Below are 22,684 nucleotides of genomic sequence, written 5' to 3'. Positions count from 1 at the left end.
CGGATCATTCAGGCACTGGCCACCACCGGGTGACCGCTGCCGCCTCGCCCACGCTGCATGAGGAGCACCGGGGCGTGCAGCTCAGCGTGACGCACGCCCGGTTCGGGCACCTGTTGCGGCTCGACGTCCTTCCGGCCGCCCGGGCCGAGAACCTGGTGCAGTACCTGGCGGCCACGGTCCCCCACGCGCACGCGTGTGCGTACACCCGGGTCTTCTACCGCAACCTCACCGAAGGCGGCTCCGTGCTGCACAGCGCCCCGGGTCACCTCCCCGAAGCCCACTTCCTCATCGCCGCCGCCGACCGTCCCGTCCCGCCGGGCAAGCCGCTCAAGCCTCGCTGGTACCGGCCAGGGGGCCCGCCCCGCAAGCCGTGGTTTCCCCGGCTTCCGCATGCGTAAGGACGGCGGGAGCCAACCGATATCCCCGGCTCTCCGCGATCCGCAACGCGTCCTGCAACGACTCCGCCAGGCGGACCCCGGTGAACCTCAACTCGCGCGTGCCCACACCCGTTTCGGCCAACAGCGACCGCGCTTCGCGCAACACGTACTGGGCCGAGTCCAGCAGGTCCGTCTCCACCTCGTCGGCCAGCCGTGACATCCGGCTGCCCGGGTCGTCGCTGCTCAGGTAGCACGGGGTGCCGCTCTCGCCGACCCAGGGGAGCAGTCGCATCGCGTTCCCTTGCGCGTCGAACATCATGTCGCCTCCGCCTCCGTTCGGGGAGCGCTCTGGTCCCCGGTCGTACCCGCTGGTTACGGTGTGTGCCCCCATCGTCGCGCTGTGGCGGATCTCCCCAACAGGGCCGCCGCGTCCCGACGTTCCACACGGGACACACGGAAGGCCCGCTCCATGACGTTCAGGCCCCAGCCGCTTTCCCCCTTCGCCTCCACGCGCCACTACTTCGGCTCGGAGTTACGCCGCCACCGCGAGCGGGCGAACCTCTCCCTCGTACAGCTGGCGGACATCGTCAACTCCAGCAAGAGCACGCTCGCCCGCATCGAGACGGCCGAACTGATGCCACCGCCGGACATGCCCAGCTGTCTGGACATCGCCTTCGGGACGGACCAGTACTTCACGGGCCTCTACGAACTCGCCAAGCAGGACATCCATCCCGACAAGTACAAGCGGTACATGAATTTCGAGGCCCGGGCCGAGGTCATAGAGCAGTACGGCGCGCAGGCGCTGCCCGGCTTGTTCCAGACCGAGCAGTACGCCCGTGAGTTGCTCCGTCGTCAGGAACACCTGACCGCCGAGATGGTCGATGAGCGCGTCACCGCCCGCATGTCCCGACAGGAGCGGCAACAATCGTCGAATCCGCCGTTCCGGTGGGCGATCATCGACGAGTCCGTACTGCGGCGGCAGGTGGGCAGCCGGTCCTGCATGCACCAGCAACTGGCCTCGCTGTTGGAGCAGGTGGATACTCCGAACAGTAAGGTTCAGGTGATGCCGTTCAGTGCGGGGCCGCACTCGCTGCTGGGTGGCGCGCTGACTCTGCTGACCCTGCCGGACGGCACCTCGGTGGCGTACGAGGAGAGCATCGAGGCCGGTCACCTCTACGAGGACCCGGACGCGGTGAAGAAGTGGCGGCGGCAGTACGACGTACTCCGCGCCAACTCGCACTCCCTGGCCGAGTCGGCGGCAATGATCCGTACCGCGATGGAGGACTACCGACCATGACTCACTCCCTCGAGCTGAGTTCCGCCCGTTGGCGCCGCAGCAGCTACAGCAACACCAACGGGGGCGAATGCGTCGAGATCACCGACGACTTCCCCGGCCTCGTCCCCGTACGCGACAGCAAGAACCCCACCGGGCCCTCGCTCGTCGTCAACGCCGCCGCCTGGGGCGAGTTCGTCTCGTCGTTGAAGTAGGGCAGCGCCAACGGCCCGTCCCACACGCGTGTGTGGGACAGGCCGTTTCCTTATCACCCGGGGACCGGAAAGGGTCGAGTTTGTCCGGACCGGCCCTCCGCGTCCCATCCGTGCATACGCTGCTGTCCACTTCAGCGGCGTATGTACGGGAAGGCGGAGCGCCCGATGGCGGATGAGGCGGATGTGGTGGGCGGCGACGCCGTGGGGACCGCGCTGTGCGTGGTGTGTGAGACGTACGCCGACGAGCGGACCTTCCCGCGGCTGACCGGTGCGACGGCCCAGATGGAGGGGATCGTCAACCGCCTTGAGGCGCTGGGGATCGCGACCCGCATGGCCGGCGGCGGCAACCCCTCCTGGGCGGACTTCGACCGGGACCTCACCGCCTGGAGCGCGTCCGGCGCCGGGAAGCCCGCGATCATCGTGTGGTCCGGGCACGGCGTGCTGGTGGACGACGAACTCCGGTTGGCGCTGAGCGACTTGGACCTCGACGTCGAGCAAGTGGCCCGGGACGCGCGCGCCCTGCGGCACGGGGTCTCGCCCGAGACGCTGGTCAACGAGGCCGTGGCGTCCGGCGCCGACCAGATCCTGGTGCTCATCGACGCCTGCCATGCCGGGGACGCCGTGGGCCGAGGGCTGGAGAAGGCCCTGCGGCGCTGGGAGACCACCTCCGCGCCGCCCGGGCGGGTGCAGTGGTTCGGGATCATGACGAGCTGCCGGCGCGGCGAGACCTCGGACGGGGCCGGGCCGCTGCTCGACGCGCTGGCCGAGGTGCTGCGGGAGGGCCCGGCCACCAGCGAGTACCGCTCCGCGTGGAGCGCCCACAACGCCTGGGTCAGCGGGCCGGACGTGCTCGCCGCGCTCGGCGAGCGGTGGCGCGGCGAGGGGCAGACGCCGGTCCCCGCCGCCCTCGGCACCGGGCGGCCGGTCTTCCCGAACCCGCGCCATGTGCCCGGGGCGCCCGCGCGGCTGGTGGAGCACCTGGTGCTCGCGGCCCGGGGCGTCGGGTTCCGCGAGGAGGGCTCGTTCTTCACGGGCCGGAAGCGGGTCCTGCGCCGGATCACCGACTGGATCGAGGCGGACGAGGCCGGGCTCTTCCTGGTGACCGGCCCGGCCGGCTGCGGCAAGTCGGCGGTGCTGGGCCGGATCGCCACGCTCACCGACCCGGAGCGCCGCGCGGAGACCGAGGCGCAGGGCGGCCTGCGGGAGGGCGACCCCGGCCCCGGCCCCGGGCACCCGCTCGCGGCGGTGCACCTGCGGGGCCTCAGTCCGGTTCAGGCCGCCGGGGAGCTGGCCCTGCGGCTCGGGCTGCCGGAGCCGCGCAACCCGGACGACTTCCGGGGCGAGCTGCGCGAGCTGGACCGGCGTCCGGTGCTGGTCCTGGACGGCCTGGACGAAGTGCCCGTCGAGCATCTGCAGGCCATGATCGAGGAGCTGGTCTTCCCGCTCAGCCGGGCGGTCCCGGTCCTGCTCGGGTCGCGCGAGCGGGCGTTCCGCGCCCGGCTGGCGGACGACGGGCACCCGGACGAGACCCTGCCGGACGCGCTGGCCCGGCTGATCGGGGCGGCCGTCACCACCGCGGACCTGGAGGAGGAGCCGGGCACCGAGGAGGACATCGCCGCGTATGTGGCCCGCCGGTGCGAGGCGGGCGGCTTCCCGGCGGACCGGGCGCGGGAGGCGGGTGAGGCGGTCGCCGCGCGCGCCACGGCGGTGGACGGCGGGTTCCTGTTCGCCCGGCTGGTCACCGGCTCGCTGCTGGCGGAGGGGCAGGCCGCCGGGGACGACGCCTGGCAGGCCGGTCTGCCGGAGTCCATCGGGGCCGCGTTCGAGGACGACCTGCGGGCGGGCCCGGTCCGGGTCCTGGCGGACGGCACCGAACTCCCGTCCGCCGCACGGGACCTGCTGACCGCGCTGGCGTGGACGGCCGGGCGCGGGATGCCCGCCGGGGGCGTCTGGGAGGAGGTCGCCGGAGCGCTGGGCGGCCGGGCGACGCCGTACGACGAGAGCGACGTGGACTGGGTGCTGTCCGCGTACGGGCGCTACATCGTGGAGTGCGCGGAGGACGGGCAGGCGGTGTACCGCCTGTACCACCGGGAGTTCGTCTCGCACCTGGAGGCCCGGCCGGTGGCGGGCGGCGCCGAGGCCGCGGAGGTGGTGCTCGCCGCGCTCGTCGCGCATGCCGAGCGGCGCGCGGCGGACGGCGGCTGGGCGGCGGTGAACCCGTACGTGAGGCGGAGTCTCGCGCGGCACGCGTGCTGGGCGGGCGCGCCGGGGATCGAGGCGCTGCGGAAGTTCGTCAAGCGGCTCGGGCCGGACGCGGTGCCGGTCCTGGGCCATGCGCTGCACCGCTACTCGGAGCAGCTGGGGCAGGAAGGGGACCCGGCCGAGGCGTTGCGGGCGGCGCAGGAGGCGGCGGACCTCTTCCGGACGTTGGAGGAGGCCGCCCCCGGGTCCCGTACGACGGAACTCGTCCGCAGCCTGGTCAACGTCGCCAACCGGTGCGCCGACGTCGGGGACCGCGAGGGGTCGCTCCTCCCGGCGCGCGAGGCGGTCGCGCTCCTGCGGAGCCGCTCCGAGGCTGGGGACAGCGCGTCCCTGGCCGACCTCGCGCTGGCCCTCGCCACGCTCGGCAGGCGGGTCCACGAGATCGGTGACCTGGAGGGTGCGCTCGTCCTCACCGGGGACGCCGTCGTCATCTTCCGGGAGCTGTCCGAGAAGGAGCCGGCTGTCTTCCGCCCCCAGCTCGCCTCCGCGCTGAACGGCCTGGCGGTGGTGCTGACGGCACTCGGGGAGCGCCGGGCCTCCGTCTCCCCCGCGCAGGAGGCGGTGGAGATCTTCACCGACCTCGCCGCCGCGCGCCCCGACGAGCACCTGGGCCCCCTCGCCTCCTCCCTGGCGGGCCTGGCCCACGCCCTCAGGGCCGTCGGACGTCACGCGGACGCGCTGCCGCAGGCGGAGAAGGCGGTCGAGGTCAACCGGAGGGTGATCAAGCGCCATCCGGCCGCCCTGCGGGCCTCCCTGGCGGGTTCCCTGGCCAATCTGTCCGTGCACAGGGCGGACGTGGGCGACACCGCGAGGGCGCTGGCCCCCGCGAGGGAGTCCGTGGAGATCTGCCGGGAGCTCGTCGAGCGTCACCCGGACACGTTCCGGGAGCAACTGGCCGCGGCACTGCACAACCTCGCGGACCGGCTCTCCGCCGTCGGGGACCACGAGGGGGCGCTCGCGTCCGCTCGGGAAGCCGCGCGGGTGTTCGCCGGGCTCGCCAACGAGCACATGGAGGTCTTCCAGCCGGATCTCGCCCGGGCCGTGACGTCCCTGGCCAACAAGACCGCCGCCGCCGGGGACCGCGCTTCGGCGGTGCTGCTCGCGCGCCAGGCCCTGCAGCTCCAGCGCGATCTGGTCAAGCACCGGCCGACGGCCTCCCTCCCCGGGCTGGCCGGGATGCTGAACAACCTCGCGATGCACCTGACCGCCGACGGCCAACCGGCGGAGGCCCTGGCACACGTCGAGGAGGCGGCCACGCTCTACGGGCGTCTCGCAGGCGAGGACCCGGAGGCGTTCCTCCCCGAGTACGCGCTGGTCCTCAACAACGTAGCCAATCACCGTGCGGTCCTGGGCGATCTGTCGGGGGCGCTCGCGGCGGGCCGGGAGTCGGTCGCGATCCGCCGGGAACTCGCCGCGGAACAGCCCGCCGTCCACCGGCGGGAGCTGGCCGTCTCGCTCGCCAACCTCGCCGCCCATCTGAACCCGGCCGGCGAGCCGGAGGAAGGACTGTCCGTCGCGACAGAGGCCATCGCGCTCCTGCGTGAACTCGTCCCCGACGCGCCCGTCCTGCGCTCCCCGCTCGCGAGGGCCCTCGGCGCCCTGGCCGCGAACCTCAACAGCACCGGCAGCCCGAAGGAAGCCCTGGCGGCGGCCGACGAAAGTGTCGTCCTGTTGCGCCGGCTCGTGGACGAGCACAGCGGAGCGCACCGTGCCGACCTGGCGCTCGCCCTGCGGAACTTCGGCAAGCTGCGGGGGATGAACGGGGACCCCGAAGGAGCCGTGAGTACGGCCCGGGAAGCGCTGTCCGTCTGCCGCGCCCTGGCCCTGGAGAACCCGCGCGCCTTCGAGGACGATCTGGTGCAGGGGCTCGGGGAGCTGGCCCGCGCGCTCGCCCGTACCGGCGACCACGCCTCGGCGGTCGAGGCGCACGAGGAGTGCGCGGCGGAGTTCGCCGAAGCCCACCCGTCGACCGCCCGGCGCGTCGGCGTCGAGCGGAGCATCTTCCTGCTGGACTGCCCCGATCCGCTGCCCTCGGAGGGCGTACGCGCGCTCGTGTCGTTCCTCGGGCGGGACGCCGGTCTCGAACCGGAGGACGGCCCCGACCTGGTGACCGTACGGGCACGGCGTGCGCTGCGCGCCCACGGCGACCGGCAGGAGGTGCGCGAGGCGTGGGAGGCGGAGACCCACGGCCCGGCGCCCGACTGGCTCTCGCTCTCGGCGGCCACGCTGGAAGCCGTGGGCACCTGGATGTTCGCGCCCGGCTGGACCACGTCGCGCGACCTCTGGTCCCGGTACGCCGACACGCTCGCCGGGGAGGAGGCCGCGACGGCGCTCGAAGAGCTGGCGCTCCTGGACCCGGCCACCGCACAACAGCACGCCGCGCTCCGCGAGTTCGTACTCGACCACGGCGTGACCTCCGCCTACGATCCGCTGATCCTCTCGGGGCAGCTGGCGGAGTGGGTGGGCTGCGAGTCCTGGGCCGAGTCGCGGGCCTACCTCCAGGACCACCCGCGCCTCCTCCAGGTCCGGCCGTCCCCGGACACCCCGCTCTCGCACGTCGCCGTCCTGGACGTCTCCCGTGCGGAGGGGATGGACGCGGCCTACGCGCTGGTGGAGGACCGGGACGCGCTCCAGGCTTACGTGGAACGGGCGTTGGAGGACGGAGACGGCACCTCCCTGATGCACGCTGCCGCCATCGAGGGCCAGGTCTTCGAGGACCGGCTGTCCTCCTTCGCCCATGCCCAGGTGAGCATGGTCCTCTCGGGGGCCGCCCAGGGCGTCGAACCGGAGGAGCTGGCCGACCTGATCCCGCGCGCCCCGGAGGAGGTCCGGGCCCGGCTGCTGCGGGAGATCGCGGGGCTCAGCGTCCGGTACGCGGAGCCGTACGGGGAGGTGTGGCTCCGCATGATCAAGGCGCTCAGCGGGGCCGCCTGACGGTCATCCGTACACGCGAAGGGGCCCGGTCCGCACGAGCGTGCGGGCCGGGCCCCTGTGTGGGATACCGGCTGGATCAGGCCCGCGTCGGCTCCGGTTCGCCGGACTCCCGCGCCTCCGCCGGGGCCGGGGCGCCGGTCTGCGCGGACCGCTTGGCGGCCTTCTTGTTCCGGCGGCGCTCCTTGCGGAGCTCCACCATCGCGTACAGCGTCGGCACCAGGAGGAGCGTCAGCAGCGTCGAGGTGATCAGACCACCGATGACGACGACGGCCAGCGGCTGCGAGATGAAGCCGCCCTCGCCGGTGACGCCGAGCGCCATCGGGAGCAGGGCGAAGATCGTCGCCAGGGCCGTCATGAGGATCGGGCGCAGACGGTGGCGACCGCCCTCCACGACCGCCTCGACCACGCCCAGGCCCTGGGCCCGGTACTGGTTGATGAGGTCGATCAGCACGATCGCGTTGGTCACCACGATGCCGATCAGCATCAGCATGCCGATCATCGCCGGGACGCCCATCGGGGTGCCGGTGGCGACGAGCAGGCCGATCGCGCCGGTGGCGGCGAACGGGATGGAGACCAGCAGGATCAGCGGCTGGATCAGCGACCGGAAGGTGGCGACCAGCAGCATGAAGACGATCGCGATGGCCGCCAGCATGGCCAGGCCCAGGTTCTTGAAGGCGTCGTCCTGGTCCTCGGAGACACCGCCGATGGTGGCGGTGGCGCCCTCCGGGAGGTCCAGGGCCTTGATCTTCGTCTGGAGCGTGGTGCTGACCGCGCCGGTGTTGTCACCGGTGGGGCGGGCGGTGATGGTCGCGGCGCGCTGGCCGTCGATCCGGGTCATGGAGACCGGTCCGGGGACCAGCTTCACGTCCGCGATGGTGCCGAGCTTCACCTTGCCGAGCGGAAGGTCCTTCAGCTCCTGCATGGTGGTGGCCGGGTGGGCCGACTTCACGACGACGTCGCGCTCGGTGTCGTCCATGATCGCCTTGCCGGACGGGGTGCCCCGCACCGCTCCGGCGACGACCGCGCCGAGCGTGGCCTGGTCGTAACCGGCGTCGGCGGCCTTCTCGTTGGCCTTCACCGAGATCCTCGGGACGCTCTGCGCCAGGTCGCTCTGGACGTCGGTCACGTCCTTGAGCTTGGCGACCTCGGCGCGGACCTGCTCGGACGCCTTCTTCAGGGTGTCCGCGTCGGCGGCCTTCACCACGACGCTCAGGTCCTGGCTGCCGAAGCCGTCGCCCGCGCTGATGGTGGTGTCGCCGATGCCGTCGAGCTTGGCGAGACCCTTCTCGATGCGGTCCTGGGTGGCCTCGAACTCGGCGGAGTCCTTCAGGGTGACCTGGTAGGACGCCTGGTTGGAGCCGGTGCCGCCGCCGAAGGCGGCCATGAAGCCGGACGAGCCGACGGTGACCTGGTAGTCCTTGACGCCGTCGTCGTCGGCGAGAAGCTTCTCGACCTTCTTGGCCGCCTCGTCGGAGGCCGCGAGGCTGGTGCCCGGGTCGAGCTTCTGCTTGATGGACAGGACTTCCTGCTCGCCCTGGTCGAAGAAGTTCGTCTTCAGCAGGGGCGCCATGCCGAAGGTGCCGAAGAGGACGACGAGGGCGATGACGACACTGGTGATACGGCGCCGGGTGGCGAACCGCAGCACCGGGACGTAGATCTTCTGGAGGCGGCTGCGCGCCTCCTTCTCCTCGGCCTCGCGGCGCGCCTTGTCCGGGTCCTCGGCGGTGCCCTTGGGGCGCGCAGGAACCAGTACGACAGGACGGGGACCACGGTCAGCGAGACCAGCAGCGAGGCCAGCAGGGCCGCGGTGACGGTCAGCGAGAACGAGCCGAACAGCTCGCCGACCATGCCGCCCACGAGGCCGATCGGCAGGAAGACGGCGACGGTGGTGAGGGTGGACGAGGTGACCGCTCCGGCCACCTCCTTGACCGCGGTGATGATCGCCGACTGGCGCTCCTCGCCGTAGCCGAGGTGGCGCTTGATGTTCTCCAGGACGACGATCGAGTCGTCCACGACCCGGCCGATCGCGATGGTGAGCGCGCCCAGCGTCAGCATGTTGAGCGACAGGTCGCGGGTCCAGAGCACGATCAGCGCGAGGACCACGGAGAGCGGGATGGAGACCGCGGTGACCAGGGTGGAGCGCAGCGAGGCCAGGAAGACCAGGATCACGATGACCGCGAAGAGCAGGCCGAGCGCGCCCTCGGTCGTCAGGCCGGAGATCGCCTTGGAGACGGCCGGGCCCTGGTCCGAGACGACGGTCAGCTCGGCGCCGGAGCCGAGGTCCTTGCGCAGGTCCGGGAGCTTGTCCTTGACGGCGTCCGAGATGGCGACGGCGCTGCCGTCCTTGTCCATCGTCGCCATGACGGCGAGGCTCGGGCGGCCGTTGGTGCGGGTGAGGGAGTCCGCGGTGGCGGCCTCCTGCTTCACGGTCGCGATGTCACCGAGGCGGACCGGCTTGCCGGGCTTGCCCGAGGCCGGGTTCTGACCGGTGACCCGCAGGTCCTCGATCTGCTTCAGCGAGGTGAAGGCGCCGCCGACCTGGATCGTGCGGCTCTTGCCGGACTCCGAGAAGGCACCGGCCGGAACGGTCGCGCCGCCCGACTGGAGGGCCTGGGAGAGCGCGGCGGCGTTGAGTCCGGCGGCGGCGAGCTTCTTGTCGTCCGGGGTGACGGAGACCTGGAGGTCGCGCACCCCGTCGACGGAGACCTGGCCGACGCCGTCGATGTCCTCCAGGGCGGGGACGACGGTGCGGTCCAGCTGGTCGGCCAGCGCCTGCTGGTCCTTGTCCGAGGTGACGGCGAGGACGACGGTCGGGATGTCGTCCGTCGAGCCGGCGATGACCTGCGGGTCGACGTCCTCGGGCAGCTGGACGCGGGCCCGGTTCACGGCCTGCTGGATGTCGGCGACGAGCTGCTTGGTGCCCTCGTCACCGAAGTCGAAGGACGCCATGATGACGGCGTTGCCCTCGCTGGCGGTCGACGTGACGCCGGTGACGCCGTCGACGGCCTTGATGGAGTCTTCGAGCGGTTCGACGACCTGCTTCTCGACCACATCGGGGGACGCACCCTGGTAGGGGGCGAGCACCGACACCATCGGCAGTTCGATGGTGGGCAGCAGCTGCTGCTTGAGCTGCGGGATCGCGATCGCTCCGAAGACGAGCGCGACGATCGAGATCAGACCGATCAAGGCCCTTTGCGCGAGGCTGAATCTGGACAGCCAGGACATGGGTGGGTCTCTTTCTGTGGCTTACGCGGCAGGTGGGCGGGATGCCGGGGAGTGCCCGGGGGACAGATCCCGCCCACCTATACGATCGCCGATGCCCGGGACGAAAGTCCTCGGCCCCAGGGTCGCTTTCTCACGCCCCGCATACCGCAGGTGGAGTACGCCCCGGCTGCACCCTCACTCCACCCGTGGGCGCACCAGGCCCGATTCGTACGCGATTACCACGAGTTGTGCCCGGTCCCGGGCGCCCAGCTTCGCCATCGCCCGGTTCACATGCGTCTTGACGGTCAGTGGGCTGACGACCAGGCGCTCCGCGATCTCGTCGTTGGACAGCCCGCCCGCGACCAGGACCAGCACCTCCCGCTCCCGCGTGGTGAGCGCCGCCAGCCGCTCCGAGTACGCGGCCGCCCCCGGCCCCTCGTCCGCCCCGCTGCCGCCCTGCGCGAGGAACGTGGCGATCAGGCCCTTGGTCGCGGCCGGCGAGAGCAGCGCCTCGCCCCCCGCCGCGATCCGGATCGCGTTGAGGAGTTCGTCCGGCTCGGCGCCCTTGCCGAGGAAGCCCGAGGCCCCGGCGCGCAGCGACTGCACCACGTACTCGTCCACCTCGAAGGTGGTGAGCATGACCACGCGGACGTCCGCGAGCTCCGGGTCGGCGCTGATCATGCGGGTGGCCGTGAGTCCGTCGGTGCCGGGCATCCGGATGTCCATCAGCACCACGTCGGGCCGCTCGGCGCGGGCCACCTCCACGGCCTGCGCCCCGTCCGCCGCCTCGCCCACCACCCGCATGTCGGGCTCCGAGTCGACCAGCACCCGGAACGCGCTGCGCAGCAGCGCCTGGTCGTCGGCGAGCAGGACCTTGATGGCCGGTGTCATGCGTTCTCCCCCGTCCGGCCCGCCGCGCCCGGCCGACCGGGCTCCTGCGCGCGGGCCTCGACGGGCAGGATCGCATGGACGCGGAAGCCGCCCCCGTAGCGGGGACCCGCGGTGAGGGTGCCACCCAGGGCGGTGACGCGTTCCCGCATCCCGAGCAGGCCGTGCCCGCCGCCGGAGGCGGAGTCGGCGCCCGTGGTGTTCCCGCGGCCGTTGTCCAGGACCATGACCTCGGCCGTGGCCCCGACCCGTACGACGCTCACCTCGGCCCTGGCACCCGGCCCCGCGTGCTTGCGGACGTTGGTCAGCGCCTCCTGGATCACCCGGTACGCGGCCAGGTCGACGGCCGAGGGCAACGGCGGATCGCCCTCGGCAGGGCAGGCCACCTCGACGGGCAGCCCCGCCTGGCGCACGCTCTCCACGAGCTGCCCGAGGACCGCGAGGCCGGGGGCCGGTTCGGTGGGGGCCTCCGGGTCGCCGGACTGGCGGAGCAGGCCGACGGTGGCCCGGAGTTCGTTGAGCGCGGACCGGCTCGCCTCGCGGACGTGGGCGAGGGCCTGCTTCGCCTGGTCGGGGCGCTTGTCCATGACGTGGGCGGCGACCCCGGCCTGCACGTTGACCAGGGCGATGTGGTGGGCGACGACGTCGTGCAGATCGCGGGCGATGCGCAGCCGTTCCTCGGCGACCCGGCGGCGGGCCTCCTCCTCGCGGGTCCGTTCGGCGCGTTCGGCGCGCTCCCGGATCGCACCGACGAACGCGCGCCGGGAGCGGACCGCGTCGCCCGCGGCGGCGGCCATCCCGGTCCAGGCGAAGACGCCCAGGTTCTCCTGGCTGTACCAGGGCGGCGAGCCGAAGAGCATGGCGGCGGCGGTGAGCGCGGCCATGGTGAGCAGCCCGACCCGCCAGGTGGTGGGCCGGTCGGTGCGGGCGGCGACGGTGTACAGCGCGATGACGGCGCTCATCACGACGGGGGCCGGCGGGTCCGAGGTGACCAGTTCCACGACGGTCAGCGCCCCGGTGGCGGCGAGCACCGCCATCGGTTCGCGGCGCCGCCGGATCAGGGCCAGTGCGCTGAGCAGCATCAGCAGCAGGCTGCTCGCGGCGGGGGTGCGGGCGCCGAAGGTGGGCCCGTCGTGCCCGCCGGGGTCCACGAACGACGCGAAGACCATCGCCACGAGCACGCCCAGGGCGAGCGCGCCGTCCAGCGCGAGGGGTGGGCGCGCAGCCACTGGCGGATGCGCAGGACCCCGGTTCCGAGGGTGGTCACGTCTGGCTACGTTACGGTGTGCCGCGCGCCGCCCGGTCCGGCCATGACCGGCAGGACGCGCCCGTGCCCCGCGTCCGTCGGGCGGGCGCGGGGCACGGGCGGGGGTGCTGGAGGGCGGTCGGCGTCAGCCGGGGATCAGGCCGTCGTCGCTGAGCATGGCGCGTACCTCTTCGAGGGTCGCGTCCGGCGCCGGCAGGATCAGCTCGGACGGCTCCAGGGAGTCGTCGGGCAAGGGTGTGCCGAGTTCGCGCACCCGGGCCAGGAGGGCGTGGAGCGTGGTGCGGAAGCCCGGCCCGTCACCGCGCTCCATCTCGGCCAGCAGGGCGTCGTCGAGCTTGTCCAGCTCGGCGAGATGGCTGTCGGCCAGGACCGCCTGGCCCTCCCCCATGATCCGTACGATCATGACGCCGCCTCAGTTCTTGTCGAATTTGTGCGACTGGCTGTTCTGCTGCTGGGCGTCTTGCGGGCCGCCCTCGATCGCCTGCTGCGAGGAGGAGCCGCCGGCCAGCTCGGCCTTCATCCGCTGAAGCTCCAGCTCCACATCCGTACCACCGGAGATCCGGTCCAGCTCGGCGGCGATGTCGTCCTTGGCCGTGCCGGTCGGGTCGTCCAGGGCGCCGGAGGCCAGCAGCTCGTCGATGGCTCCGGCGCGGGCCTGGAGCTGCTGCGTCTTGTCCTCGGCCCGCTGGATCGCCAGGCCGACGTCGCCCATCTCCTCGGAGATGCCGGAGAACGCCTCGCCGATCCGGGTCTGCGCCTGGGCGGCCGTGTAGGTGGCCTTGATGGTCTCCTTCTTCGTCCGGAAGGCGTCCACCTTGGCCTGAAGCCGCTGGGCCGCGAGAGTGAGCTTCTCCTCCTCGCCCTGGAGCGTGGTGTGCTGCGTCTCCAGGTCGGTGACCTGCTGCTGGAGGGCGGCGCGGCGCGACAGCGCCTCGCGGGCCAGGTCCTCGCGGCCGAGCGCGAGCGCCTTGCGTCCCTGGTCCTCCAGCTTCGAGGACTGGCCCTGCAACTGGTTCAGCTGCAGCTCCAGCCGCTTGCGCGAGGTCGCCACGTCGGCGACTCCGCGGCGCACCTTCTGAAGCAGCTCCAGCTGCTTCTGGTACGAGTAATCAAGGGTCTCGCGCGGATCCTCGGCCCGGTCAAGGGCCTTGTTTGCCTTCGCGCGGAAGATCATCCCCATACGCTTCATGACACCGCTCATGGGCTTCGCGCGCCCCCTTCTGACTCAACTGGGCTCCAGCACTCCAACAGAACCCACAGTACGGGCCCTGTCTCTATTACCGCACTGTTCGGGCGTGGATGGGCTCCTCCCCAAGGACGACTGTGCGTCCGGCCCGCTCCGGCCCAGGGAGTAGGTGAGGCCCGTATCGGCCGCCCTCACACCGTCGAGGACGCGGGCCGTTGCCGGATCGTTCCCGGGCGGCCTGCGGGGATCCGCGAACGACCCCGTACCCTTGGGCCTTGTGTTCCGTAGCCGCTCCAAGGAAGAGAAGGCCCCCACCGACAAGGTGACGGCGGACCTCTCCAAGACGCCCCGCGACCCGCAGGCCCCCAAGGGTCGCCCCACCCCCAAGCGCAGCGAGGCCCAGACGCAGCGCCGTCGTGCCTCCAGTGGTGCGCCGCTCGACCGCAAGGAGGCCGCCAAGCGGCAGCGTGAGGCGCGCCGCGTGGACATGGCCAAGCAGCGGGAGGCGCTCGCCAATGGCGACGAGCGCTATCTGCCCGCGCGCGACAAGGGGCCGGTGCGCCGCTTCGTCCGCGACTTCGTGGACTCCCGCTTCTGCATCGCGGAGTACTTCCTGCCGCTCGCCGTGGTCATCCTGATCCTCAGCGTGATCCAGGTGCAGGGCATCCAGAACATCTCGCTGCTGCTCTGGCTGATCGTGATCGTGCTGATCGTGATCGACTCGATCGGGCTCGCGTTCCGCCTGCGCAAGCAGCTGAACACCCGGTTCCCGGACACCCCGAAGCGCGGCGCGGTCGCCTACGGGCTGATGCGTACGCTCCAGATGCGGCGGCTGCGTCTGCCGAAGCCGCAGGTCAAGCGCGGGGAGCGGCCCTGAGCACCGAGCCGTCCGGCCCGGTCGACGGGGTGTCCGCCGACCGGCCGGCCGTCTCCGGCTTCGCCGGGGCCTCGGCGGCCTGGACCAAGGGCCTGACGGGCCTGCGCAACACCGTGCGGCAGGAGCTGGTGGCCCGGCAGCTGGACGAGCAGATCGCGGCCCGCTTCCCGGTCGGGCAGCGGCTGCGCATCCTGGACGTCGGCATGGGCCAGGGCACGCAGGCGCTGCGGCTGGCCCGGGCCGGGCACACCGTGACCGGTCTGGAGTCCGACGCGGAGATGCTGCGGACCGCCCGTGAGGCGCTGGGCGGCGAGCCGGCCGGCATCCGCGAGCGGGTGCGGCTGATCGAGGGCAACGGCCAGGACACCGGGGTCCACTTCCTGCCCGGCAGCTTCGACGTGGTCCTCTGCCACGGGGTCCTGATGTACGTCCAGGAGCCGGACGCCATGCTGGCGGGCCTGGCCCGGATGCTGGCGCCGGGCGGGCTGCTGTCCCTGCTCGTACGGAACGCCGACGCGCTGGCGATGCGGCCGGGGATGGCCGGGGACTTCGGCGGGGCGCTGGCCGCGTTCGACTCCGACCGGTACACGAACCGGCTCGGCCTTTCCGTACGCGCGGACCGGCTGGAGGCGCTGACGGCGACGCTGGCCTCGATCGCGGCGCCGCTGCACGCCTGGTACGGGGTGCGGCTCTTCACGGACCTCGTGAGCAACGACGTGGAGCTGCCGCCGGCCGCGGAGCTGGAGCGGGTGCTTGCCGCGGAGGACCGGGCGGGGCGGACGGACCCGTATCGCGGGGTGGCGGCGCTGCTGCATCTGTGCGGCGTACGGGGTTGAAAGGACTGCCCTCAATCGCCGGACGGGCTTGGTAGCCCCCTCTGGATGCGCTCAACGGGCCACCCCTGGGGGCAAAAGTAATAATCCGGACATGGATGCCATTCACTCCCGGCGCCGTGTGCGTCGGCTGTTGCTGCCCCTGTCCGCGGGTGTCTGCGCGATCGCGCTGGTGAGCGGTTGCTCCGGGGCGAACGCCCCGGCGGCGGGGCCGGACGCGACGGCGTCCGGTTCGGCGCAGGCCGGGCCGGCCGCGAAGGCCGACGGGGATCTGCAGAGCGAGTACCAGACCGCCATCAACGACGTACTGCCGTCGGTCGTGCAGATCGACGCCTCCGAGAGCCTGGGCTCCGGTGTCGTCTACGACGCCAAGGGCCACATCGTCACCAACGCGCACGTCGTCGGCGACGAGAAGACGTTCAAGGTCACCGTGGCCACCGGCGAGAAGGTGATGAAGGCGTCGCTGGTCGCCGCCTACCCCGAGCAGGACCTGGCCGTCATCAAGCTGGACGACGTGCCCGACGGGCTGCGGCCCGCGAAGTTCGGCGACTCGGAGAAGGTCGCGGTCGGGCAGATCGTGCTGGCGATGGGCTCGCCGCTCGGCCTGTCCAGCAGCGTCACCCAGGGCATCGTCTCGGCCCTCGGCCGGACCGTGAGCGAGAGCCGCTCCGGCGGCGGCACCGGGGCGACCATCGCCAACATGGTGCAGACGTCGGCGGCGATCAACCCGGGCAACAGCGGCGGGGCCCTGGTGAACCTGGACAGCCAGGTCATCGGCATCCCGACGCTCGCCGCCTCCGACCCGCAGATGGGCGACAGCGCGGCGCCCGGGATCGGCTTCGCCATCCCGGCCTCGATGGTGCGGACGGTCGCGGACCAGATCATCAAGAACGGCAAGGTCACCGACTCGGGCCGGGCGGCGCTCGACATCACCGGCCGCACGGTCGTCAACGACGACTACCGCCCCGCGGGCGTCGCGATCGTCAGCGTGCAGAACGGCGGCGCGGCCGACAAGGCGGGGCTGCGGGCCGGCGACATCATCGTGAAGGTGGACGACACGAAGGTCACCACGATCACCTCGCTCTCCGAGGCGCTGGCCGGCCACAAGCCGGGCCAGAAGGCGAAGGTGACGTACACGCGCGGAAGCTCGCAGAAGACGGCCGAGGTCACCCTCGGCGAGATCTGAGCGTACGGAGACGGCTGCCGCCGGACGGGTCCGTGAAGGCCCGCCCGGCGGCAGCCGTGTGCCGTCAGCCGGCCGCGTCCGCCTGAAGGCTCATCGGACCGTAGATCTTCGTCCCGTCGTCGAAGAGCGTGACCTGGTCGGCGCCGCCGTCCAGGAGTTCCTTCCAGTACTCACCGATCCAGGACTCCGCGTCGCCCTGGGTCGTGAACTCCTCCGGCCGCAGGGCCGGCTCCGTCTCCGTACCGTCGGACTTCTCGAACCGCCACGTCCACGCCATGTGCGCCTCCCGGGTAAGTCGTTCCCGTCGGCAGCCTAGAGGCTGTGCGGCTGATCTTCGAGGGCCCACGTCGCGCATCGCGTGCGGCGACGCGGGAGGATCGGAACGTGGAACTGACTCTGCTCGGCACCGGAGCCCCCGACGGGCTGCCGCGGCCCGACTGCCCCTGCGCCGCCTGCGCCCTCGCCCGCTCCACCGGCAGCCGGGCCGCGACCGCCCTCCTGGTCGACGACGCGCTGCTGCTCGACCTCACGCCCGGGGCGGTGTTCGCCGCCGCCCGCGCCGGCCGCTCGCTCACCGGCGTACGCCAGGTGCTCCTGACCCACCCGCACGACGGACCGGCCGTCGAGCTGCCCGCCGGGCTGCCTCCGGCGGGCCGGGTCCCGGACGGGCGGGTGCTGACCCTGATCAGCGGGCACCGGGTGCGGGCCGTGCCGATGGACGCGCCCGGCACGGGCTACGAGGTGATCTCGCCGGAGGGCGCGCGGCTGCTGTACCTCCCGCCGGGCGGTGCGCCGGCCGGGCTGGCGGACCCGGTGGCGCAGCCCTACGACCTGGTCGCCGGGGACGTCGTCGGGCGGCCCGACGCGGTGGCGCGGCTGCGGGCCGTCGCGGCGATCGGGCCCGCCACCGAGCTGCTCGCCGTCCACCTGGACCACGACGCGCCGCCCACCCCCGAGCTGGAGCGCCGGCTCGCCGCCGCCGGGGCCCGGGCGGTGCCGGACGGCACGACGCTGACGGTCGGCGGCTTCCGCGCCCCGGCCGCGGCCCGCCGGCGCACCCTGGTCACCGGTGGCGCCCGTTCCGGGAAGTCCGTCGAGGCGGAACGGCGCCTGGAGACGTATCCGGAGGTCGTATACGTGGCGACGGGCGGCACCCGGGACGGGGACGCGGACTGGGCGGCCCGGGTCGGGCTGCACCGGGAGCGCCGGCCCGCCGCCTGGCGCACCGAGGAGACGTGCGAGCTGGCGGAGCTGCTGTCGTCGGACGGGCCGCCCCTGCTCATCGACTGCCTGTCGCTGTGGCTGACGGACGCGATGGACCGGATGGACGCCTGGGACGACGCGGCGTGGGCGGGGGGCGGCGAGCGGGCGCTGCGGGCCAGGACGGCGGAGCTGGTCGCGGCGGTGCGCGGGACGCGGCGCACGGTGGTCCTGGTGACCAACGAGACCGGCTCCGGGGTGGTGCCCGCGACGGCGGCCGGGCGGCGCTTCCGGGACGAGTTGGGCCGGCTGAACGCGGCGGTGGCCGAGGAGTGCGAGCAGGTGCTGCTGGTGGTGGCGGGCCAGGTGCTGGTGCTGCGCGGCTGACGGGTGCGGGGGAGGTCAGGGGGCCGGGGCGCGGGGCCGTACCGGGCGGGCCCGGAAAACGTGGCGGGTACTGTTCCGCAGGGAGCCCGCCGCCGGGCTCCCCGGACCACTCCCCGTATCGACCCGCGAGGCAGACCCCCGTGAATCTGGACGACTTCTCCGACCTGATCGAGCGCCCCGACGGGGGCGTACGGCGCGACGCCGAGGAACGCCGGGAGCGGTTCATCGTGCCCCCGGGCGCCCTGGGCCGGCTGGACGAGCTGGGCGAGTGGCTGTCGACCGCGCAGCAGGCCGCGCCGGTGCGGACGGTCGAGCAGCCGCGCGTGGTGCTGTTCGCGGGCGACCACGGGGTCGCCGGGCTCGATGTGTCCGGCCGCGCGGCCTCCACCGCGCACGAGCTGGTCCGGGCCACGCTGGACGGCTCGACCCCGCTGGCGGTCCTGGCCCGCCGGTTCTCCGTGCCGGTGCGGATCGTGGACGCCGGTCTGGACTGCGACCCGGAGCTGCTGCCGGAGGCTGTCGTACGGACCCGGGTGCGGCGCGGCAGCGGCCGTATCGACGTCGAGGACGCGCTGACGGCCGAGGAGGCCGAGGCCGCGGTGCGGCTCGGGATCGCGGTGGCCGACGAGGAGGCCGACTCGGGCACCGATCTGGTGGTGCTCGGCGACCTCAGCGTGGGCGGCACGACGGCGGCGGCCACGCTGATCGCGGCGCTCTGCGGCACGGATGCCTCGGTGGTGACCGGGCGCGGCGGCGCGGGGATCGACGACCTGGCGTGGATGCGCAAGTGCGCGGCGATCCGTGACGCGCTGCGCCGGGCCCGGCCGGTCCTGGGCGACCAGCTGGAGCTGCTGGCCGCCGTGGGCGGCGCGGACCTGGCGGCGATGACCGGCTTCCTGCTCCAGTGCGCGGTGCGGCGGCTGCCCGTGGTCCTGGACGGGGTGGTCGGCGCGGCGGCGGCGCTGGTCGGCCAGCGGGCCGCTTTCCGGGCGCCGGACTGGTGGCTGGCGGGCCAGCTGAGCGGTGAGCCGGCGCAGGCGAAGGCCCTCGACCGGATGGCGCTCAACCCGCTGCTCGACCACGGCGTCATCGTGGGCGAGGGATGCGGGGCGCTGCTCGCCCTTCCCTTCGTCCAGGCCGCCGCCGCGCTGGCCGCCGAGCTGCCCGAGCGGGAGCCGGAGCCGGAGTCGGCGGAGGACGGCGCGGACGACGAGAAGGACGACGCGACGGACGACGCGACGGACTGACGCGGCTGCGGACCCGTTGTGCGCGTGATGCCCCTATGATCCCGGAATGACCGTCGGTCAGGATCTGCGCCGGACGGCCCGCCGGGAGTGGGGGCCGCTGTGGTCGGCCCTGCGGGCACCGCTCGCCGCCCGTGGTCCGCGGGCCGTGCCCCTGACCCTGGCGTCGGTGGCCCTGACGGGGCTGCTCCAGGTGGTGCAGAACCGGAGCTGGGGCTACGGCCCGGTGCAGACGCTGGGCGCGGTCCGGGCCGACGATCCGCTCGGGGCGGCCCTGCTGCGTACCCCGTTGTCGCTGTTCGTACCCGCGCTGGACCTGCCGGTGTGGGGCGCGCTGGCGCAGATGCTGGTGGTGTTCGGGGTCGCGGAGGTCTGCCTCGGCCGGTGGCGGACGCTGCTGATCGCGTACGCGGCGACCCTGGCCGGGACGCTGTACGCGCGGATCGGCATCGCGGCCGGGCCGGACGCCTTCCTCGGGCTGCCCGCGTCCGACGCGCGGATCGTGGACACCGGGCCCTCGGCGGCGGTCGTCGCGCTGGCGGTCTGCGTCTGCTGCGCTTACCGGGCGTGGATCACCGGGGCGGTGGTGATCGCGGCGATGGCGGCCGAAGCCGTGCTGAAGGACAACCTGGCGGGCCGGGAGCACCTGGCGGCCATCGCGGCGGCGCTTCTGCTGTGCGCCGCAAGGGCGCTGAGGGGCGGTCAGGGCTTGGAGGGCGGGAGCGGGGCCCGGTCCGGTGCCCCGCCGATCAGGTCCTGAAACCTGCGGCGCGGGCCGACCCAGCGGACATCGTGGTGGTAGGCCCGCAGCACCGCGCGGGAGCGGGCCCGGTGCCGGTTCCGGTAGAACCGCCGCGCCCACGGCGAGGTCGGCCGGGCCAGCCGTACCGCGCCGATCAGGGCCACGAACGGGACCAGCGCGCCGACCACCGCCATCCGGGCCTTGCCCTTGAAGAGGGCGATCAGCACGAAGCAGAAGTTGACGACGACGGTGAGCACGGCCCCCAGCCGTCCCTGCTGCTGATCGTCGCTCAGATCGTCGACGCCCAGCGGCGAGAACCCGCCGAGCACCAGCAGCACCAGGGCCGCCGTGAGCACGACGACCTCCACGCTCTGCCGCCCCTCCTCGGTCCAGTACACGTCGTCCAGGTGCAGGATCAGGGCGAACTCGTCCAGCACCAGGCCCGCGCCCACGCCGAAGACGACCGCGCAGACCGACGCCGTGACGCCGTGCCGCCCGCTGCCCACCGCGCCGAAGCCGCCGACGACGCTCAGCACGACGCCGGGCACCACATGGTGGATGTGGACCCCGCCGGGCGTGATGTTGCGGAACGGCCCCTTCCCGGCCCGGATCATCCGGGTGATGAACCGGGTGATCGCGAACGTCAGCACGAAGGCGGTCAGGGCCAGGAGCAGGGGCAGCTTGCCCGGCTCCACGAAGTTCTGATTGAACCAGTGACCCATGCCACGCACTCCCACTCGTCCGCTTGTGCCCCGTTATGCGGCATTCGGTCAATCTAGCGGCCGCCCCCACCGATTAGCCTGCGCGCCGTGACCTCCCTGAACAGCCACGGCCTGCGTTTCGCCTTCGGCACCCTGACCGTGCTTCCCGTCCGCGTCACCCGCTGGGACCGGGAGGCCGCCCGGGCCGGGATGCTGTGCGCCCCCCTGGCCGGGCTGGCCGTCGGCGTCCTCGCGGCGGTCCCGGGCGCCCTGCTGCTGTGGGGCGGGGCGGGTCCGCTGCTCGCCGCGGTCGCCTCGGCCGCCGTGCCCGCCGCGCTCACCCGGGGCCTCCATCTGGACGGTCTCGCGGACACCGCCGACGGCCTGGGGAGCGGCAAGCCGGCCGACGACGCGCTGCGGATCATGAAGCAGTCGGACATCGGCCCGTTCGGCGTGATCACCCTGCTCTTCGTGCTGCTGGCCCAGGTGGCGGCCCTTCAGCGGCTGTACGCGGACGGCTGGGCGCAGGGCGCGGTGGCGGCCGTCGCCTCCGCCGTCGTCGCCCGGCTCGCGCTCACCCTGGCCTCCCGGCGCGGCGTCCCGGCGGCCCGCCCGGAGGGCCTGGGCGCGGCCGTCGCCGGTACGGTCCCGGCGGCCGGCGCCTGGACGGCCGGGCTCGTGGTGGTGGCGGGGTGCGCCGGGGCGGGGGCGCTGCTGGGCGGGTACGGGGCGCTGCGGTACGCCCTGGCCGCGGTGGCCGCGCCGGTGGTCGCCGGGCTGCTGCTGCGCCACTGCGTGCGGCGGTTCGGCGGGGTGACCGGGGACGTGTTCGGGGCGCTGGCGGAGACGGCGGCGACGGCGACGCTGGTGTGCCTGGCGCTGGGCTGAGGAGCGGCTAGGGCGTGTCCGACCCTGATCCGCCGGACACGCCCTGGGCGCAGCTCTCGCGCTCCGCGCCCAGCTCGTACTCCTTGCGCAGCGAGCTGAGCCCCAGCTTCCGGGACTGTGCGCAGAACTCCGCCGCCGGCAGCTCGTACTCCACATGGAAGACCGCCTTGCCCGCCTTCACGAACGGGGTCAGCTCCTCGCACTCCTCGTACTGCGCGCACTGCTCGTTGACCGCGAAGTCGAAGTCCCCGACCAGCTCCGGGATCTGCGGGAGGTCGTTCTTGAGGCCGACCGACATGCCGTGGCGGTGGACCAGGCGGGCGATCAGGCGGTTGTAGCGCAGCTGGTCGGCGGCGGTGAGCGGGAAGCCGCTCCTGTTGCGGTAGCCGTCCATGTTGTCCGGTTCGACCGCGTCGAAACCCTTCTTCGCGCACATCGCGATCCGGGCCTCCATCAGCGGTTCCAGGACCTCGGTGCGCCGGATGTCGAGCCAGCGCTCGCCCTTCCAGCCGTTGCCCTTCCCGAGCACGGCGGTGGGGAAGCGGGCGGCGTCCGGGCGGAACTCCTCCCAGGCGCCGGTGGAGAGGTAGCAGATGACCTTGCGGCCCTCGCGGTGCAGCGCGGCGACCTGGGCCGCCGTGCGGTCGAAGCCGTCGATGTCGTACACCGGGGCGTCCACCGAGGTGTCGAGCCTGCCGGACAGCTGCCACTGCCAGTCCGTGCCGGGCGCCGGCCGCCAGCGCGCCGGCGAGGGCCGCGCGGAGGCGGTCGCCTTCCCCGCCGGGGCCTCGTCATGCCCCGAGGAGCACCCCGTGAGCGTCGTGAGCAGCATGAGTGCGGTGACGGCGAGAGCGCCGCGCGCCCCGCTCGTCCGTGCGGCCGTCCGGTCGCGCATCGTCCCCCAGGTCCACCGGGACGATCTTCCCGGGAGCACCACCGTACGACGGCTACGGCTTGCCGCCGTGAGCGGGCGGCGAAGGCGCGCGTAGGCTCATTCACGGCACATTGCGGCCGCGTCTA

General features: G+C 73.2%; 18 protein-coding genes and 2 pseudogenes. 11 read left to right on the top strand and 9 right to left on the bottom strand.

Annotated elements, in window-relative coordinates:
- Positions 1-74 precede the first annotated feature (74 nt).
- Positions 75-398, top strand: coding sequence for a hypothetical protein (locus NEH16_RS23330; protein ID WP_265544748.1), 324 nt, complete (start codon positions 75-77; stop codon positions 396-398).
- Here NEH16_RS23330 and NEH16_RS23325 read toward each other — a convergent pair.
- Positions 328-696, bottom strand: a complete 369-nt coding sequence (locus NEH16_RS23325) for a hypothetical protein (protein WP_265544746.1) — start codon at positions 694-696, stop codon at positions 328-330. The genes NEH16_RS23330 and NEH16_RS23325 overlap by 71 nt on opposite strands.
- A gap of 150 nt (positions 697-846) precedes the next feature.
- Here NEH16_RS23325 and NEH16_RS23320 point away from each other — a divergent pair, with 150 nt between their 5' ends.
- From NEH16_RS23320 to NEH16_RS23310, 3 genes are all read left to right on the top strand, one after another.
- Positions 847-1,674 carry a helix-turn-helix domain-containing protein gene (locus NEH16_RS23320; RefSeq protein WP_265544744.1) on the top strand — a complete coding sequence of 276 codons (828 nt, stop codon included), beginning with the start codon at positions 847-849 and terminating at the stop codon, positions 1,672-1,674.
- Positions 1,671-1,865: a DUF397 domain-containing protein gene (locus NEH16_RS23315; RefSeq protein ID WP_265544743.1), complete on the top strand. Its 195-nt coding sequence runs from the start codon at positions 1,671-1,673 to the stop codon at positions 1,863-1,865. Before NEH16_RS23320 ends, NEH16_RS23315 begins: the two co-directional genes overlap by 4 nt.
- A 165-nt stretch (positions 1,866-2,030) precedes the next feature.
- On the top strand, positions 2,031-7,061 hold the full coding sequence (locus tag NEH16_RS23310; RefSeq protein ID WP_265544741.1) for a tetratricopeptide repeat protein: 5,031 nt from the start codon (positions 2,031-2,033) through the stop codon (positions 7,059-7,061).
- 76 nt (positions 7,062-7,137) lie between these two features.
- On the opposite strand, the pseudogene NEH16_RS23305 reads toward NEH16_RS23310, so the two are convergent.
- The 5 genes and pseudogenes from NEH16_RS23305 to NEH16_RS23285 form a co-directional block, all read right to left on the bottom strand.
- Positions 7,138-10,286, bottom strand: a pseudogene (locus NEH16_RS23305) (efflux RND transporter permease subunit).
- A gap of 174 nt (positions 10,287-10,460) precedes the next feature.
- Positions 10,461-11,156 (bottom strand): response regulator, encoded by a 696-nt coding sequence (locus NEH16_RS23300; protein WP_073965550.1) that lies wholly within the window; start codon positions 11,154-11,156, stop codon positions 10,461-10,463.
- Positions 11,153-12,420: pseudogene (locus NEH16_RS23295) on the bottom strand (sensor histidine kinase). The gene NEH16_RS23300 and the pseudogene NEH16_RS23295 overlap by 4 nt, the downstream one beginning before the upstream one ends.
- 124 nt (positions 12,421-12,544) lie before the next feature.
- On the bottom strand, positions 12,545-12,823 hold the full coding sequence (gene pspAA, locus NEH16_RS23290) for a PspA-associated protein PspAA (protein WP_073965548.1): 279 nt from the start codon (positions 12,821-12,823) through the stop codon (positions 12,545-12,547).
- A gap of 9 nt (positions 12,824-12,832) precedes the next feature.
- On the bottom strand, positions 12,833-13,609 hold the full coding sequence (locus NEH16_RS23285) for a PspA/IM30 family protein (RefSeq protein ID WP_073965547.1): 777 nt from the start codon (positions 13,607-13,609) through the stop codon (positions 12,833-12,835).
- Positions 13,610-13,883: 274 nt separating this feature from the next.
- On the opposite strand from NEH16_RS23285, the gene NEH16_RS23280 reads away from it, so the two are divergent.
- The 3 genes from NEH16_RS23280 (at position 13,884) to NEH16_RS23270 (ending at position 16,502) form a co-directional block, all read left to right on the top strand.
- Positions 13,884-14,483: a DUF3043 domain-containing protein gene (locus tag NEH16_RS23280; RefSeq protein ID WP_073965546.1), complete on the top strand. Its 600-nt coding sequence runs from the start codon at positions 13,884-13,886 to the stop codon at positions 14,481-14,483.
- Between the two features lie 101 nt (positions 14,484-14,584).
- Positions 14,585-15,319, top strand: a complete 735-nt coding sequence (locus tag NEH16_RS23275) for a class I SAM-dependent methyltransferase (RefSeq protein ID WP_265547344.1) — start codon at positions 14,585-14,587, stop codon at positions 15,317-15,319.
- Positions 15,320-15,410: 91 nt separating this feature from the next.
- Positions 15,411-16,502 (top strand): S1C family serine protease, encoded by a 1,092-nt coding sequence (locus tag NEH16_RS23270; protein ID WP_265544737.1) that lies wholly within the window; start codon positions 15,411-15,413, stop codon positions 16,500-16,502.
- A 64-nt stretch (positions 16,503-16,566) separates the two neighbouring features.
- Here NEH16_RS23270 and NEH16_RS23265 read toward each other — a convergent pair whose 3' ends face one another.
- Positions 16,567-16,779: a hypothetical protein gene (locus tag NEH16_RS23265; protein WP_073863269.1), complete on the bottom strand. Its 213-nt coding sequence runs from the start codon at positions 16,777-16,779 to the stop codon at positions 16,567-16,569.
- Positions 16,780-16,886: 107 nt separating this feature from the next.
- On the opposite strand from NEH16_RS23265, the gene NEH16_RS23260 reads away from it, so the two are divergent.
- The 3 genes from NEH16_RS23260 to NEH16_RS23250 all read left to right on the top strand — a co-directional run bounded on the left by NEH16_RS23260 (position 16,887) and on the right by NEH16_RS23250 (position 20,093).
- Complete coding sequence (locus NEH16_RS23260; protein ID WP_265544734.1) at positions 16,887-18,089, top strand: bifunctional adenosylcobinamide kinase/adenosylcobinamide-phosphate guanylyltransferase; 1,203 nt, start codon at positions 16,887-16,889, stop codon at positions 18,087-18,089.
- A 140-nt stretch (positions 18,090-18,229) separates the two neighbouring features.
- Positions 18,230-19,336, top strand: coding sequence for a nicotinate-nucleotide--dimethylbenzimidazole phosphoribosyltransferase (locus NEH16_RS23255; protein ID WP_265544733.1), 1,107 nt, complete (start codon positions 18,230-18,232; stop codon positions 19,334-19,336).
- A gap of 46 nt (positions 19,337-19,382) precedes the next feature.
- On the top strand, positions 19,383-20,093 hold the full coding sequence (locus NEH16_RS23250) for a hypothetical protein (protein WP_265544731.1): 711 nt from the start codon (positions 19,383-19,385) through the stop codon (positions 20,091-20,093).
- On the opposite strand, the gene NEH16_RS23245 is transcribed toward NEH16_RS23250, so the two are convergent.
- Entirely contained in the window at positions 20,036-20,797 is a 762-nt protein-coding gene (locus NEH16_RS23245) for a hypothetical protein (RefSeq protein WP_265544730.1), read from the bottom strand. The genes NEH16_RS23250 and NEH16_RS23245 overlap by 58 nt on opposite strands.
- Positions 20,798-20,884: 87 nt before the next feature.
- Between NEH16_RS23245 and NEH16_RS23240 the strand changes: the two genes are divergently transcribed.
- The gene (locus NEH16_RS23240) at positions 20,885-21,664 is read left to right on the top strand and encodes an adenosylcobinamide-GDP ribazoletransferase (RefSeq protein WP_265544729.1); all 780 of its coding nucleotides are present in this window, start codon (positions 20,885-20,887) and stop codon (positions 21,662-21,664) included.
- 7 nt (positions 21,665-21,671) lie between these two features.
- Here NEH16_RS23240 and NEH16_RS23235 read toward each other — a convergent pair whose 3' ends face one another.
- The gene (locus tag NEH16_RS23235; RefSeq protein ID WP_265544727.1) at positions 21,672-22,559 is read right to left on the bottom strand and encodes an endo alpha-1,4 polygalactosaminidase; all 888 of its coding nucleotides are present in this window, start codon (positions 22,557-22,559) and stop codon (positions 21,672-21,674) included.
- Between the last annotated feature and the right edge of the window lie 125 nt (positions 22,560-22,684).

It is taken from the genome of Streptomyces drozdowiczii, from assembly GCF_026167665.1.
Taxonomy (GTDB): domain Bacteria; phylum Actinomycetota; class Actinomycetes; order Streptomycetales; family Streptomycetaceae; genus Streptomyces; species Streptomyces drozdowiczii_A.
The sequence above is the reverse complement of the archived record's forward strand: the minus strand, read 5'-3'. Positions and strand labels throughout refer to the sequence as shown.